General features: G+C 65.3%; 12 protein-coding genes. 2 read left to right on the forward strand and 10 right to left on the reverse strand.

Going from position 1 to position 13,516, the window contains the following annotated elements:
* Nucleotides 1-11 precede the first annotated feature (11 nt).
* Genes ACNJYD_RS29825 through ACNJYD_RS29840 form a run of 4 tightly spaced genes read right to left on the reverse strand, consistent with a single transcriptional unit; the run spans nt 12 to nt 4,211 of the window.
* A complete protein-coding gene (locus ACNJYD_RS29825; RefSeq protein WP_439364124.1) occupies nt 12-1,058 on the reverse strand; it encodes an ABC transporter substrate-binding protein in 1,047 nt (348 codons plus the stop codon).
* Between the two features lie 22 nt (nt 1,059-1,080).
* Complete coding sequence (locus ACNJYD_RS29830) at nt 1,081-2,388, reverse strand: NAD(P)/FAD-dependent oxidoreductase (RefSeq protein ID WP_439364125.1); 1,308 nt, start codon at nt 2,386-2,388, stop codon at nt 1,081-1,083.
* Between the two features lie 14 nt (nt 2,389-2,402).
* Nucleotides 2,403-3,119, reverse strand: a complete 717-nt coding sequence (locus tag ACNJYD_RS29835; RefSeq protein WP_439364126.1) for an HAD family hydrolase — start codon at nt 3,117-3,119, stop codon at nt 2,403-2,405.
* A gap of 12 nt (nt 3,120-3,131) precedes the next feature.
* Nucleotides 3,132-4,211 (reverse strand): ABC transporter ATP-binding protein, encoded by a 1,080-nt coding sequence (locus ACNJYD_RS29840; protein WP_172786920.1) that lies wholly within the window; start codon nt 4,209-4,211, stop codon nt 3,132-3,134.
* A gap of 211 nt (nt 4,212-4,422) precedes the next feature.
* Here ACNJYD_RS29840 and ACNJYD_RS29845 point away from each other — a divergent pair, with 211 nt between their 5' ends.
* Nucleotides 4,423-5,361 (forward strand): LysR family transcriptional regulator, encoded by a 939-nt coding sequence (locus tag ACNJYD_RS29845; protein WP_172786921.1) that lies wholly within the window; start codon nt 4,423-4,425, stop codon nt 5,359-5,361.
* A 146-nt stretch (nt 5,362-5,507) separates the two neighbouring features.
* On the opposite strand, the gene uxuA is transcribed toward ACNJYD_RS29845, so the two are convergent.
* From uxuA to ACNJYD_RS29875, 6 genes are all read right to left on the reverse strand, one after another.
* Nucleotides 5,508-6,698 (reverse strand): mannonate dehydratase, encoded by a 1,191-nt coding sequence (uxuA, locus tag ACNJYD_RS29850; protein ID WP_212254464.1) that lies wholly within the window; start codon nt 6,696-6,698, stop codon nt 5,508-5,510.
* A 13-nt stretch (nt 6,699-6,711) separates the two neighbouring features.
* Nucleotides 6,712-7,761: an L-idonate 5-dehydrogenase gene (locus tag ACNJYD_RS29855; RefSeq protein ID WP_439364127.1), complete on the reverse strand. Its 1,050-nt coding sequence runs from the start codon at nt 7,759-7,761 to the stop codon at nt 6,712-6,714.
* Entirely contained in the window at nt 7,758-9,164 is a 1,407-nt protein-coding gene (locus ACNJYD_RS29860) for a TRAP transporter large permease (protein WP_172786924.1), read from the reverse strand. The genes ACNJYD_RS29855 and ACNJYD_RS29860 overlap by 4 nt, the downstream gene beginning before the upstream one ends.
* Before the next feature lie 4 nt (nt 9,165-9,168).
* Nucleotides 9,169-9,747 (reverse strand): TRAP transporter small permease, encoded by a 579-nt coding sequence (locus ACNJYD_RS29865; RefSeq protein ID WP_172786925.1) that lies wholly within the window; start codon nt 9,745-9,747, stop codon nt 9,169-9,171.
* Between the two features lie 242 nt (nt 9,748-9,989).
* The gene (locus ACNJYD_RS29870) at nt 9,990-10,955 is read right to left on the reverse strand and encodes a sialic acid TRAP transporter substrate-binding protein SiaP (RefSeq protein WP_439367531.1); all 966 of its coding nucleotides are present in this window, start codon (nt 10,953-10,955) and stop codon (nt 9,990-9,992) included.
* Between the two features lie 82 nt (nt 10,956-11,037).
* Nucleotides 11,038-11,847, reverse strand: coding sequence for a FadR/GntR family transcriptional regulator (locus ACNJYD_RS29875; RefSeq protein WP_439364128.1), 810 nt, complete (start codon nt 11,845-11,847; stop codon nt 11,038-11,040).
* A gap of 141 nt (nt 11,848-11,988) precedes the next feature.
* Between ACNJYD_RS29875 and ACNJYD_RS29880 the strand changes: the two genes are divergently transcribed.
* Nucleotides 11,989-13,473 (forward strand): mannitol dehydrogenase family protein, encoded by a 1,485-nt coding sequence (locus ACNJYD_RS29880; protein WP_439364129.1) that lies wholly within the window; start codon nt 11,989-11,991, stop codon nt 13,471-13,473.
* Nucleotides 13,474-13,516: the final 43 nt, after the last annotated feature.

Raw genomic sequence — 13,516 nt, forward strand, 5'->3', positions numbered from 1 at the left:
GCTGGCCTCGCCTACTTTTGCATGAAGGACGCCCAGCGCTTCTCGGCGGCTTCGCCCGCGGACGAGGACCACCAGGCGTAGGACATCAGCGCCTGCTTGGCCGCATTCGCCGGCTCGCTCGGCAATTGCGCAGCGCGCTCCGCCTTGATCACGCCCGTCTCGAACGCCTTGGGATTGCCCGGGCCATAATCGATGTGCAGCGGCAGATTGGCCTGGTGCACGGGATCGACCGCCGCGTTGAGGAACTTCACCGCGGTTTCCAGATTCGGCGCGCCCTTGAGGATGCAGAGCGAGGTGCTCTGCAAAATGCCCTGATTGTAGGTGAAGGTGACCTTCGCGCCCTCCTTGGCCACCGCGCTGACCCGACCGTTCCAGGCCATCTCCATGTCGACCTCGCCGTCATTGAGCAGCTGCGCCGACTGCGCGCCCGAGGTCCACCACACCGTGATGTGCGGCTTGATCTCTTCCAGCTTCTTGAAGGCGCGGTCGACATCGAGCGGATAGAGCTTGTCGGACGCGACGCCATCGGCCATCAGCGCCGCCTCGAGCGTCGCGAACGGGTGGTTGCGCAGCGCGCGGCGGCCGGGGAATTTCTTGACGTCCCAGAAATCGGCCCAGCTGTTCGGCGCGTCCTTCGGGAAGGCTTTCTGGCTGTAGGCCAGCACGCTGGAATAGAACTCGTAGGACACCGAATAGGGACTGCGATAGGCCTCCGGCATCGCCGCGCCGTTTGGAATCTTCGAAAAGTCGAGCTTCTCGATCAGCCCCTGCTCGCCGCCGCGCAGGCAGTTGCCGGTCGGGGTGTCGACGACGTCCCAGATCGGCTTGCCGCTGCCGACTTGCGTCTTGATCGCGGGCCAGGCGTCGGGAATGGAGTCCTGGTTGATGGTGATGCCGAGCTTCTTGGCGGAGGGATCGAGGATCGCCACCGTCTGTGCCTGCTGATAGGCGCCGCCTTGCGAGACGAAGGTGATCTGCTCGGCGGCATCAGCCGCACTGGTCAACCCGATTGCGCCCAGCAGCGCGCAGCCCAATCCGAATTTCTGCTTCATCGTCATCCTCACCTCCTCCAAATAGAGCTCACTGACCGATCGCGTCGAGAAACTGGTACCAACCGGCGACCATGCGCACGGCGGGCTCGCGCAGCGGATAGAACGGGATCGCCTTCATGCGCCTGATGTCGAGCAGGCCGACGTCGGGCGTCTCGCCGCGCACGAAGGCGGCGAGATAGCGGCCCATCAGGCTCGACATCGCAACGCCGGCGCCGTTGTAACCCACCGCGAACAGCGTGCGGTCGTCGAGCCGACCGATATGCGGCACCGAGTCCAGCGTCATCGCGACCAGCCCCGACCATTTGTATGCGAGCGGGACATCGGCGAGATCGGGGAAGATGCCGACCATCGCCTTGCGCAAGGCGTCGAACGCGGCTTGCGAGTCCTGCTTGCCGAAGGCGCCGCGGCCGCCGAAGATCACACGGTTGTCGACCATGCGGAACCAGCGCATCATGCGCTTGGTCTCGGTGTAGGTGCGCCCGGTCGGCATCAATTTTCCCGCGAGATTGCCGGGGAGCCGCTCGGTTGCGACTATGGCGCTGCGGAAGGGAATTAGCGTGCGCTGCAGATGCGCGGTGGCACTGGTCAGGTCCGAATAGCTGTTGGTGGCAATGATCGCCTGCTTGGCGCGCACCGCGCCTTGCGGGGTCTCGGCGACGATGCCGTCGCCTTCCCTTCGAAGCGTTGTGACCGGCGATCCCTGGAAGATTGCAACGCCGCGGCGCGCGACGCCATCGGCGAGGCCGCGCAAATAGTTCAGCGGATGAATGCCGCCCGAGCCGGGATTGAGCACGCCGCCGACGAAGATGTCGGAGCCGGTCTCCTCGCGCACCTGGCCTTTGTCGAGGATGCGAGCCGCGGCCGAGCCCATCTCGCGCGTCATCCAGTTGGCTTCGTCAATCGCGGCCCGGAGCGTCGTCTCGTTGTGCGCAGCCTTGACCTGGCCGGTGCGCACAAGGTTCGCGCTGGTGATGCCGAATTCGGAGACGAGCTCCTCGACCATGTCGGTCGATTCATGGGCGATCTCGTACATGCGCCGCGCCATGGCGCGGCCATGCACGGCATCGATTTCGCGGAACGAGAGGCGGAACTTTGCCGTGATCACGCCGCCATTGCGCCCGCTCGCGCCCCAGCCGGGACGGTTGGCCTCGAGCACGACGGGGCTGAGCCCGCTCTTGGCGATGTGGTGCGCGGCGGAGAGGCCGGTATAGCCGGCACCGATGATCACCACATCGGCTTGGCTCTCGCCCGACAGCACGGGATAGTCGCGCGCCGGATCCGCCGTGGCTTCCCACAGCGAATTGACCGATGGCAGCGCGCGCCAGTCCCGTGTCATGCCACAGCCCTCCGTTACGCCGCCGGGCCGATCGCGGCGTCGGCGAGCGCCTTCAGCGTCGGGAAATGGAAGTCCGGCTTGGTCAGCGTCTCCACCGCCGGCGTGCCGCCGAAGCCGGCAATGCCCTGGCGGCGCTCGATCCAGCACACCTTGTAGCCGAGCTTCCGCGCGATCCCGATGTCGTGATACTGGCTCTGCGCGACATGCAGGATATCCGACTGCTTGTAGCCGAACGCCGACTGGCGGCCCTTGTTGTAGGCGAAGAATTCCGGATTGGGCTTGGCAACACCGGTGTCGTCGGCACAGACCGTGTCATCGAAGGGATTTCCGAGCGCATGCGCGTAGCACGACAGCGCGACGCGGTCGGCATTGGTCATCGCGACCAGGCGGAACTTCGTGCGCAGCCGCCTGAGCGCTTCCACCGAATCCGGGAATGGCCCCCAGCGCAGCACCGAAAGCTGGAACACGTCGCAGGATGCGTCGTCAGAGGGCAAACCTAGCTCGGTGGCAAGATGGCGATAGACGTGGAACATCACTTCGCTGGAGCGCTCGTAGTGCTTGTCGCGGCCCCGCTTGTAGGGCTCGAAAATCTGCTCGTCGCTGAGCTCGGCTGCCTTCCTGCCTCCGATCTTGCGCACGGCTTCGAGCACGCCGGTTTCGAAATCAATCAAGGTGCCGACGACATCGAAGGTGAGAACCTTGAAATTGCTGAACGCGGCTTGGGTCGACATGGTCTTCTTCTCTCAGGTTGCCCGGGGCACGACGATCGTGTCCTCGGGGTGGAGCGTGACGGTGAGATTGCCGCCGAGGGGCGGAATGCGGTGATAGGCCTGGTGATAGCTCGGCTGGCGCAGGCTGAGCGCGATGCCATCGGCGAGCGCGAGGAAAATGCGCAAGCTCTCGCCCTGATAGACGATGTCGGTGACCGTTCCGGTCAGCCGGTTGCAGGCCTCATCCTGCGCGCCGTCGTCGATCAGCAGCTTCTCGCTGTGCACGGCCAGCATCAGGGCATCGCCATCGGGAATGGCGCGCGCGCTGCGCAGCAGGGCATTGCCGAGTGCGACGCTGCAAGCATCGACGCGGCGGACCGGCAGCATCGTGGCTTCGCCGATAAAGCTGGCGACGAAGGAATCGGCGGGATGATCGTGCAGCCGCGCCGGCGCGTCGATCTGAACCAGCCGGCCGTCCTTCATGACGGCGACGCGGTCGCTCATGGTCAGCGCCTCGCGCTGGTCATGGGTGACGTAGATGATGGTCGCCTGGATGCGCTTGTGCAACGCGCGCAGCTCGATCTGCATGGATTCGCGCAGCTGCTTGTCGAGCGCCGAGAGCGGCTCATCCATCAGGATCAGGCGCGGCTCGAAGATCATGGCGCGTGCGAGGGCCACGCGCTGACGCTGACCGCCGGAGAGCTGCGCGATGCCGCGCTCTTCATAGCCGGCAAGGCCGACCATGCTGAGCGCTGCGCGCACCTTGTCCGGCCAGACGGATTTCGGCAGGCGTCGCGCGCGCAAGGGAAAGGCGACGTTCTCGCCGACGCTCATATGCGGAAACAGCGCATAGTTCTGGAACACCACGCCGATGTCGCGCTTGTGCGGCGGCATATAGGTGACGTCACGGCCCCCGAACAGAATCGTGCCTGAGGTCGGCAGGATGAAGCCGCCCAAAATGCCGAGCAGCGTGGTCTTGCCGGAGCCGGAGGGGCCCAGCAGCGAGACGAATTCACCGGCGCTGACATTGAGCGAAACGTCGTCGAGGGCGCGAACGGCGCCATAGGCCTTGCTGGCGGACCTGATCTCGACGCTTTCCGCTCGCTTGTCCAACGATCGACCTCGCGATGTCCCTGCGCTGGCGTGCCTCACTGCGCGCCATAAGGCTGCTTTATAGACAGGGCTTTGGAGCACTCACGGCCTAAGCGTGCGCTGCACCAAACCTTCTCCCGAAGCCCCTGTGTTTAGGCTGTCATGCTCATGACACCAGACTTGCCAAAACTCGGCAATTGCCAAATTCTCACCGCGCTCATAACATGACGTTATGCCAGAGCTCCGCCGCATGCTGCCGTCCAGTAACGCCCTGTTCGTGTTCGACGCGGCGGCGCGCAATGGCAGCTTCACGGCGGCGGCGGCCGAATTGAACGTGACGCAGCCGGCGGTGAGCCGGATGCTCGGCCAGTTCGAGGAGCATCTCGGCGTCCGCCTGTTCGATCGCAAGGCGGGCCGCGCGGTGCTCACCGAGGAAGGCGAGCTGCTCTATCGCCGCGTGCTCGAAGGCTTTCGCAGCATCGAGAGCGGGCTCGTCGAGATCGAGCGGCGCCGCAAGGGCACCGAGACGGTGACGCTGTCGGTCTCCTCCGCCTTCACCACGCATTGGCTGATGCCGCGCATCGACAAGCTGCAGAAGCAGTTTCCGCAAGTGGATCTGCGCTTCCAGCTGATCTCCGGCGCGCTGCGCGGGCCGGTGGAGAATGTCGATCTCGGCATGCGCTTCCGCGACCGCGACGAGCCGTCATCCGGCGGCACGCTGGTGATGAAGGAAGTGATGCTGCCGATGTGCAGCCCCGGCTATCTCGGCGAGACTGATCCCGCCGAGGGCAACACCATCATCCGCCTCGCCGAGACGCCGGGCGACTGGGCCGCGGATTACGCATCGCTCCTCACCGGACGACGCGGCGCGGCCAAGGCGTTGAGCTTCACCGACTATGCAGTCGTGGTGCAGGCCGCGCTGCTCGGCCAGGGCATCGCGCTCGGCTGGCTGACGGTCGCCTCGCACTGGCTGCTCACCGGCGCGCTGGTGCCGGCCTCCGACACGCTGACCACCACGCGCCGCATCTGCGAATTCCTGCCGCCGCGCAACCGGATCATGCGTCCCATCGCCGCCGAGATCCGCGACTGGATCATTGCGCAGATGAAAAGCGAGATCGCCGCGATCGACCGGCTCTATCCGAAGCTCGGCGCCATGGCGGCGTGTTACTGAGCAGGTGGCGTCGCGGTGAAGCCCCGCTCTCTCCACGTCATTGCGAGCGCAGCGAAGCAATCCAGAGTCTTTCCGCGGAGGGATTCTGGATTGCTTCGCTGCGCTCGCAATGACGATGTGGATAGAGCTGCGCTCGAATTCCGCCCCTACCGATGCTCGATCGCCCTGATCGCACCACGTAGCTCGGCGAGGCCGCGCAGGCGGCCGATGGCGGTGTAGCCGGGGTTGGTGCGCTTGGTGGCGGCGAGATCGTCGAGCATGCGGTGGCCGTGGTCGGGCCGGAACACGATTCTCTTGTCCGGTGCGCGCCGTGCGTTCTCCTTCAATAGCGCCTTAAGCACCGCGATCATGTCGACGTCGCCGTCGAGATGGTCGGACTCGTAGAACGACAACCCGTCCGCCTCGCGCTTGGTCGCGCGCAGATGGGCGAACGCGACGCGTGGGCCGAAGCGCTCGGCCATTTCTGGCAGATTGTTCTCCGCGCGTACGCCGAGGGAGCCGGTGCAGAAGCAGATGCCGTTCGCCTTGGACGGCACGGCGTCGAACAGCGCCTGATAGTCGTCGGCGCTGGAAGCAATGCGCGGCAGGCCGAACAGCGGTCGCGGCGGATCGTCCGGGTGCAGCGTCAGCGACACGCCGAGCTGCTCGGCCACCGGCGTCACGCGCGCGAGGAATTCCGCAAGGTGCTGCCGCAGGATCTCAGGCGTGATGTCGCGGTAGGTGTCCAGCCGATCGCGGAATTGCGGGATGGTCATCGGCTCGGTGGTCGAGCCCGGCAGCGCGCTGGCGATGACCATGACGAGATAGTCGATATCCGCCTGGCTCATCTGCTCGAACAATTTCTTCGCGCGCGCCTGTTGTTCCGGCGAATATTCCTGTACGGCGGCCGGGCGCTTCAGGATGTGCAGCTCGAACGCGGCAAAGCGGTCCTGGTCGAAGCGCATGGCACGGGCGCCGTTCGGCAGCTCCCATTCCAGATCGGTGCGGCACCAGTCCACCACGGGCATGAAGTTGTAGCAGATGATCTTGATGCCGCTGGCCGCCACCGCCTCCAGGCTCGCGATCCAGGCCTCAATCGACTTCGTCGCTTTTCCGCCAAGGCGCTTGACGTCGTCGGGGATCGGAATCGATTCCACCACCGACCAAGTCAATTGAGAACGGCCGGGCTGGCCGTTCTCAATGAAGTTCTTGCGCTCCTCGACCGCCTTGCGCGTCCAGGCCTCCCCGATCGGCACCTGATGCAGCGCCGAGACGATATCGCTCGCGCCGGCCTGCCTGACGTCGTCGAGCGAGACCGGATCATCGGGCCCGTACCAGCGCCATCCCTCCAGCATCATAGGCTGCCTCCCATCAGTTCGCAGTCAGCACGACCTTGACGCTCTGCGAGCGGTCGAGCGCCAGCCGCAGCGCATCGGGCGCGGTCGAGAGCGGCCGCTCGGCGGTGACCAGCGACAGCACATCGACGCTGCCGTTGCCGATCAGTTCCACCGCATTCATGAACTCGAAGCCGAAGCGGAACGAGCCGCGCAGGTCGATCTCCTTGGCCATCACGGCATTCGACGGTGTCGGGATCTGGCCTCCCGGCAGATTGCCGATCTGCACCACGACGCCGCCGCGCCTGACGATGTGAATCGCGCTGGCAAGGCCCGCGGCCGTGCCCGAGACCTCGAAGGCGACGTCGTAAGGACGCGCGGCAGCCTGTGCCTTCAGGCCCTCTTCACCGCCCGACACGTTCTCGACATGCGAGGCGCCGAGCTTGGTCGCAAAGGCCAGCGGCGCCGGCGCGATGTCGGCGACCGTGATGTCAGCCATGCCGGCACGGTGCGCCGCGAGCATGGTTAGAAGTCCGATCGGGCCGGCGCCGAAGATGATGCCGCGCTTGCCCTCGATCTTGCCGGCGCGCGCGACCGCGTGCAGGCAGACCGCGAGCGGCTCGGCCAGCGCCGCGGCCTGGTAGGAGACGTGATCGGGGATCTTCACGCACTGCGCGGGGATCGCGTCGAAGTAATTGGCGAAGCCGCCCTGCATGTGCGGCGTCTTCGAGGCCGAGCCCATGAAGTAGATGTTCTCGCACAGGTTCGGCCGGCCCTCGCGGCAGGCGACGCAATGGCCGCACCAGCGTGACGGATTGACGGCAACGCGGTCGCCGACCTTCAGATTGGCGGCGGTACCGGAGATCTCCACGACCTCGCCCGAGATCTCATGTCCCAGCACCAGCGGCGACTTCACCACGAAGTCGCCGGTGCGGGCATGGCGGAAATAGTGCATGTCCGAGCCGCAGATGCCGCCGGCACCGAAGCGGATGCGCACCATGCCGTCCGCGAGCTTGTCGAGCGGATGCTCGATCATGCGCAGGTCTTCGGGGCCGAACAGGGTCGCGGCGAGAGCAGTCGAGGTCATTTGGAGAGTCCCATGTATTTTGGCAGCCAGAGGGTCAGGTCGGGAATGTAGGTGATCGCGATCAGCGCGAGCAGCAACGGCACCAGCCAGGGCAGGATCGCCACCGTCGTGCGCTCGACCGAGAGCTTTGCGACGCGGGCGAGCACGAACAGCACCATGCCGAGCGGCGGATGCAACAGACCGATCATCAGGTTCAGCGTCATGATCAGGCCGAAATGGATCGGGTCGATGCCGAGCTTGAGCACGATCGGCAGCAGGATCGGCACCAGGATGGTGATCGCCGCCGTGGTGTCGATGAAGCATCCCACGAACAGGATCAGCACATTGGCGAGCGCCAGGAACACCCATTTGTTGTGGGTGATGCTGAGCATCCAGTCCGAGAGCATCTGCGCCGCCTGCGATACCGTGAGCAGCCAGGCGAAGATCGAGGCCGCGGTGACGATGAACAGCACCGAAGCCGTGGTCTCGATGGTGTCGAAGGTCGCCTTCGCCACCGTCTTCAGGGTCATGGTGCGATAGCGGATGAGGCCGAGGAACAGCGACCAGATCACCGCCGCGACCGCGGCTTCCGTCGGCGTGAACCAGCCGAGCGTCATGCCGCCGATCAGGATCACGGGCGCCATCAGCGCCATCACCGCGGAGAAGTCGAAATACCAGTCGATCAGGAGCAGCGTGCCGAGGCCGATGACGACCGCCATGTTCACCGACATGCCGGCAACGACCATCAGCCAGATTGCGAGCGGGAAAGCGAGTACGATGGCGATCTCGAGACCGGCCGAACCGAGCTGCGGCCAGGAGAACGGCGTATCACTGCCCCATTTGTTCTTGTGCGCGAAATAGGTGACGGTCGCCATCATCAGCAGCGTCATGACGATGCCGGGGATGACGCCGCCAAGGAAAAGCGCGCCGATCGAGACGTTCGCCATCATGCCGTAGATCACGAAGGGCAGCGAGGGCGGAATGATCGGCCCGAGCGTCGCCGAGGCCGCGGTGACGCCGACCGAGAACTCGGTGGAGTAGCCGTGGTCCTTCATCGCCTTGATCTCGATGGTGCCGAGGCCGGCAGCATCCGCGATCGCGGTGCCGGACATGCCGGAGAAGATCACCGAGCCGATGATGTTGACGTGGCCGAGGCCGCCGCGCATCCACCCGACCAGCGCGACGGCGAATTTGTAGATGCGCCCGGTCACGCCGGCGATGTTCATGAGATTGCCGGCCAGGATGAAGAACGGCACGGCGAGCAAAGGAAAACTCTCCACGCCGGCGATCATGCGCTGCGCCAGCGTGACGTCGGGCGTCACGCCACTGACCAGGATGTAGAGCAGCGACGACGCGGCCATGGCGATCGCCACGGGAACGCCGAGCAGCATCAGAAGGAGAAAGCCTCCGAGCAACAGCAGCATGGTCTTATCCTTCCGATCCGTCGTAGGCACCGGGACGTTCGAGGACCGAGTAGCCCTGCCGCCAGTTCTGGAGTGCCACCTGCGCGGAGCGTGCGAACATCAGCACGAAGCCGAGCAGCACGGCGTAATAGACGTAGTCCTTGGGAAGATTGATCGTGGTCATCTGCTCGTCGCCGATGATCTTGATGTAGACCCAGACCAGCTTGATGGCGTAGCCGAAGAAGGCGATCCGGATCAGGTCGATCGCCGTCGACAGCACACGCCCTACGGCATGCGGCAGGTAGCGATAGACGAGGTCGACCTGGATGTGCCGCGACAGCCGCACGCACATCGACGAGCCGATGAAGACCACGCCGATCAGGCAATAGGTCGCGATCTCCTCGGTCCAGGCATAGCTGTCGTTGAGGACGTAGCGGGTGAAGAATTGCAGGAAGACGGCAAGCGCCATCACCCAGAAGATCGCCAGCGCGACCCAGTCCTCGAACGCGTAGACGCCGAGATCGACCTTCGGCGTCGCCTCCTCCTCGAAGGTATGGGCGATCTCGTCCGCGGTGATCTGCCGGTGGATTTCGGCGGTGGACATGGGTACCTCTCAAACCTCTCTCACGTCGTTCCGGGGCGACGCGTCAGCGTCGAACCCGGAACCTCGAACGAGTTCTGCTGCGTAACCTCGCTCCGCTCCTCATCCTGAGGAGCTTGCGAAGCAAGCGTCTCGAAGGATGGCCCCAGGCGACACCTAGGTGGCACCGGGGCCTTCATGGTTCGCCCGGCGATGCGAAGCATCGTCCGGAGCGCGCTTCGCGCTCCTCACCATGAGGGTCTGGCTTATTTCACCGCCTGGATCTTCTCCCAATCCGCCTTGCGGTAACCGAAGGTCTCGAACGCGACGTTCTTCAGCACGGTGTCGCGGAACTCGTTCTTGTCGACCTCGGTCACGGTCAGGCCCTTGTCCTTGAAGAAGGCGACCAGCTTGGTTTCGTTTTGCTTGATCTCTCCTGTGGCCTTGGCCGCTGCCTCCTGCGCCACGTCGGTGAAGATCTTCTTGTCCTCGTCCGAGAGCTTCTTCCACAGCGCGCCGGCGATCACGGTGTTGAGGTGATCGACGATGTGGCCGGTCAGCACGATGTGCTTCTGCACCTCGTAGAACTTCTTGGCCTCGATCGTGGTCAGCGGATTTTCCTGCGCCTCGACGGTGCCGTTCTGGAGCGCGAGATAGACTTCGGCGAACGCGATCGGCGCGGTGTTGGCGCCGCAGGCGCGCGGCATGGCGAGATAGGCGGGTACATCGGGCACGCGCATCTTCAGGCCCTTCATGTCGGCACAGGTCTTGATCGGCTTGTTCGACGAGGTCTGGCGCACGCCGTAATAGGTCACCGCGACGATGTGGTGGCCGCTCTTGTCCTCATAGCCCTTTGCGAGCTCCTTGAAGATGTCGCTCTTGGTGTAGGCGAGCAGGTGATCGGCATCGCGGAAGGTGTAGGGATAATAGGTCACGCCGATCGGCGCAAAACTCTTGGCCGCGAAGCTCGAGCCGGAGATGATGATGTCGACCGAGCCGAGCGACAGGCCCTGGTTGATGTCGGCTTCCTTGCCGAGCTGGGAGGCCGGATAGACCTCGATCTGGTAGCGCCCGTTGGTGCGCTTGGCGATCTCCTGGGCGGCCCAGACCGACGCCGTGTGGAACGGCTCCGAGGTCTCGTAGACGTGGGCCCATTTGAGCTTGGTCTGCGCCAGGCTCGGGCTGGTCGCCGCCAACAGCGTGGCGGCGGAAATCACTGCTGTAATCGTCATCTTCTTCAACATCGACTTTTCCTCCATCGTTCAAGTCTGCTTCTTGTTGACCCGCCCCGGCACGGATGCGGGCCGCCCAATCTCACCGCCGCCGCGAGCTGCCGCTCTTGGCCTGTTTCGTCGACGGTCGTTTTGATTTCGCCGGCTGAACCGCGGACGGCGCCGCCCGTTTCCGTGCAGCCGCTGCTTCTGCTGATGTCTCGGCACCAAAATTCTGTGCAAAGCGCTCCTGCGAATGCGCGAGGTGATCGCGCATGGCGTCATGGGCCGTCAGCGGCCGGCGCGCAGCGATCGCGTCGCGCACGGCCCGGTGCTCGTCGAGCGCGGTTCGCCACGTGGTGGGGTTCTCGAAATAATGCGCTAGCTGCGCGAAATAGGGATTGAGGCGCTGGTCGAACAACTCGCCGACAACCCGCACCAGCACGGCGTTGCCGAGACATCCCGCAATGGCGATATGGAAGGCGCGGTCATGAACCATCGAGGCTTCGCCAGGATGGTCGACATTCTCCATCGCGACGAGCGCGGCGTCGATGCGGTCGATGTCGTCTTTGGTCGCCACGCGCGCGGCTTGCTCTGCGATGGCGCTTTCGAGGAATTCGCGGGCACGCAGCAGCTCGAACGGGCCTTCGATAACCGCTGATGGCGCCGGCACGGCGTCGGCGGGCTCGGACACATAGATGCCGGACCCGACGCGGATGCGCAGCCGGCCCTCGACCTCGAGCGCAATCAAGGCTTCGCGCACCGTCGGCCTCGACACTTTGAGCTGCTCGGCGAGCTCGCGCTCGGTCGGCAAGCGGCTGCCGACCGCGTACTCGCCGCTGTCGATCAGGCTTCGCAATTGATCGGCGACCTGGCGATAGAGCCGTCTCGCCTCCACAGCTTCCAGCGGCACGCTGGTCCTCCCGAAAGGTCTCGCGAGGTCGTTTGGACCCGCGGCCTGCCAATTTTGGAAAATTGGTCTTACCAATTGACCAGAGCATTGACCTGATAGGGGCGCCGTGTCAAGCAGCGGCAAAGCAAAGGGGAGACGTCCATGCGCCAGAGCTCGATGCGCCTTGGTCGCGCCAATCTCGACCGGCTGGCGACTGCCATCCGCCGTCCGGCCTATGACCGATCGCGCCTCACGCCCGGCATCGTGCATTTAGGATTGGGGGCTTTTCATCGCGCGCACCAAGCTGTGGTCATCGACGATTGCCTTGCTGCGGGAGCGACGTCGTGGGGCATCGTCGGCGCCAGCCTGCGCAGCCCGGATACGCGCGACGCCCTCGCCCCGCAGGACCATCTCTACACAATTGCCGTACGCGCGGCCGAAGGCACCGAGCACCGGGTCATCGGCGCCCTGCTCGACAGTGTCGTCGCGCGCGAGAAGCCGGCAGCCCTGGTCGAACGGATGGCCGACCCCGCCACGCGCATCGTCTCGCTGACGGTCACCGAGAAGGGCTATTGCCACACGCCGCAGACCGGCGACCTCGACGAGCGCCATCCCGATGTCGTGCACGACCTCAATAGTTTCGACGCGCCGCGCTCGGCGCCCGGCTTCGTCGTCGCCGCGCTGGCACGGCGGCGGGCGCAGGGTCTTTCGCCCTTCACCGTGCTGTGCTGCGACAACCTCGCCGCCAACGGCGATACCGTGCAGCGGATCGTGACGCAATTCGCCGCGCTGCGCTCCAGGGAACTCGGCAAGTGGATCGCCGAGACGGTGGCTTTCCCCTCGACCATGGTCGACCGCATCGTGCCGGAGACGACGGATGCCGATCGCGATGCGGTCGCGTCAGTGCTGGGCATGCGCGACGCCTGGCCTGTCATGACCGAGCCGTTCACGCAATGGGTGGTCGAGGACCGCTTCACCGCGGGCCGGCCGGACTTTGCCGCAGCGGGTGTCGAACTCGTCGGCGACGTGAAGCCGTTCGAGCTGATGAAGCTGCGGCTGCTCAACGCCAGCCATTCCGCGCTGGCCTATCTCGGCTATCTCTCCGGCTACGAGACCATTGCCGACACCATGCAGGATCCCCACTTCGCGCGCCTCGCCGCACAGGTGATGGAAGAGGCCGCGGTGACGCTGACGATGCCCGCAGGTACGGATCTCGCCGCCTACCGCGCCTCGCTGCTCAAGCGCTTCGCCAATCCGGCGCTGCATCACCGCACCTGGCAGATCGCCATGGACGGCTCGCAAAAGCTGCCGCAGCGGCTGCTCGGCGCGATGCAGGATCGCCTTGCCAGGGGCCTGCCGATCGCAACGCATGCGCTCGCGGTGGCCGGCTGGATGCGCTACGTCAGCGCCGTCGATGAGCAGGGCCGCGCCATCGACGTGCGCGATCCCCTCGCCGGCGAGTTCGCCGCGCTGGCGCGCGAGGCGGGGCCTGTTGCCGAGCGCCTCGCGCCGGCACTGCTTGGGGTGGCGAAGGTGTTCGGACCGCTCGGCGCCGAACCGCGCCTGCGCGAGGCCGTCACCGCGGCGCTCGGCCGCCTCTATGCCGACGGCGCACGACGGACCGTGGCGACGCACGTTTCGGCGTGACCACGACGCGGGCAGCATCTTGAATGCTGCACTGCGGCCAAAA

The sequence above is a fragment of the Bradyrhizobium sp. SPXBL-02 genome (assembly GCF_051853065.1).
GTDB lineage: Bacteria > Pseudomonadota > Alphaproteobacteria > Rhizobiales > Xanthobacteraceae > Bradyrhizobium.

Bases quoted from the DNA above. Each gene is read 5' to 3' on its own strand.
- ACNJYD_RS29825 (WP_439364124.1), bottom strand. From the start codon at position 1,058: ATGACGATGAAGCAGAAATTCGGATTGGGCTGCGCGCTGCTGGGCGCA.
- ACNJYD_RS29855 (WP_439364127.1), bottom strand. From the start codon at position 7,761: ATGACCTCGACTGCTCTCGCCGCGACCCTGTTCGGCCCCGAAGACCTG.
- ACNJYD_RS29845 (WP_172786921.1), top strand. From the start codon at position 4,423: ATGCCAGAGCTCCGCCGCATGCTGCCGTCCAGTAACGCCCTGTTCGTG.
- ACNJYD_RS29880 (WP_439364129.1), top strand. From the start codon at position 11,989: ATGCGCCAGAGCTCGATGCGCCTTGGTCGCGCCAATCTCGACCGGCTG.
- uxuA (WP_212254464.1), bottom strand. From the start codon at position 6,698: ATGATGCTGGAGGGATGGCGCTGGTACGGGCCCGATGATCCGGTCTCG.
- ACNJYD_RS29860 (WP_172786924.1), bottom strand. From the start codon at position 9,164: ATGCTGCTGTTGCTCGGAGGCTTTCTCCTTCTGATGCTGCTCGGCGTT.
- ACNJYD_RS29830 (WP_439364125.1), bottom strand. From the start codon at position 2,388: ATGACACGGGACTGGCGCGCGCTGCCATCGGTCAATTCGCTGTGGGAA.
- ACNJYD_RS29870 (WP_439367531.1), bottom strand. From the start codon at position 10,955: ATGACGATTACAGCAGTGATTTCCGCCGCCACGCTGTTGGCGGCGACC.
- ACNJYD_RS29865 (WP_172786925.1), bottom strand. From the start codon at position 9,747: ATGTCCACCGCCGAAATCCACCGGCAGATCACCGCGGACGAGATCGCC.
- ACNJYD_RS29835 (WP_439364126.1), bottom strand. From the start codon at position 3,119: ATGTCGACCCAAGCCGCGTTCAGCAATTTCAAGGTTCTCACCTTCGAT.